Annotated in this window: 1 protein-coding gene; it reads right to left on the reverse strand. The window is 66.6% G+C overall.

What is annotated here, in order from left to right; all coding sequences use genetic code 11:
- Positions 1-40: 40 nt before the first annotated feature.
- Positions 41-337: a DUF4192 family protein gene (locus tag HPC46_RS34560; protein ID WP_179476459.1), complete on the reverse strand. Its 297-nt coding sequence runs from the start codon at positions 335-337 to the stop codon at positions 41-43.
- Between the last annotated feature and the right edge of the window lie 542 nt (positions 338-879).

The following is an 879-nucleotide window of genomic DNA, read 5'->3' on the forward strand; positions in this document are numbered from 1 at the left end:
CTTCTACAATCACCAACGCCGCCACAGTGCCGCCGACGGGCTATCGCCCGTCAACTACGAGATCAGGGAATCCAAGACCAAGCCCGAAGCGGCATAGGAAACCCTCCACGATTTCGGGGGAACCACACCCGCCGGGTTGTTGCAGGGGAAGGGTGTTGGCCAGTTGGGCGGCGGCCTCGAGGGGTTCGGCGATGTCGTAGCGGGCGCTGACGTAGACGGTGTGTCGATCGCCGATGTTGTCCAGGACGATCGCGACGATGCTGTTGGTGGGAACGAAGCCGAACAGCGTCGGGGTGGCGGCGAGGATGTCGGTGTTGGAGCTCAGGTTGATGCGCATGGTTGTTCTCCCGTTCGGGTGGTGTTAAGTGCGCCGGTTAGCGCTGGGGTTGGGGGGACCGGCGGGGTGGCGCGCGCAAGCCCGAAGAGTCCGTGGCGGACGGAGCAGGGCTTTCGTCCCCGGGTCAATCCCCGCGCGCAGCGCCTGGGGATTGACCACGGTTGGGCCGAAAGGGTCACTCGTCCTGCGTAGTTCGGCGCGGGCGTGGCTGGCGCGTGACGGGGCCTTGTCGGTCATACTTAGGGCCCAGCTGAACGGTTAAAGGTGAGGGGCTACGGATACGGCCACCGGCAGGTGGCCATCCGCGCCGCAGGCGCGCTCGGCGGTGGGCCAGTCGTCCCAGCGCGCGATTTCGCGGCCGGACGAAAAAAGGGGCCCGCCTGGCGATTGCCAGACGGACCCCCTGTCCAGGGTGCTAGACGGTATGGGTGACCCTCGGTTTTGAGTTGGGGGTTGCGGGCCGGGGCCCCACTCACCCATGTTCGTGGGTTACCGAGTAGGGAGTCGCCTGCCCGGTCTATCCGACAGTGGTGGGAGGCCCC

The organism is Mycolicibacterium vinylchloridicum, assembly GCF_013404075.1.
In the GTDB taxonomy this organism is placed as follows: Bacteria; Actinomycetota; Actinomycetes; order Mycobacteriales; family Mycobacteriaceae; genus Mycobacterium; species Mycobacterium vinylchloridicum.

Excerpts from the sequence above, each read along its gene's own strand:
- HPC46_RS34560 (WP_179476459.1), bottom strand. The coding sequence starts at position 337 with ATGCGCATCAACCTGAGCTCCAACACCGACATCCTCGCCGCCACCCCG.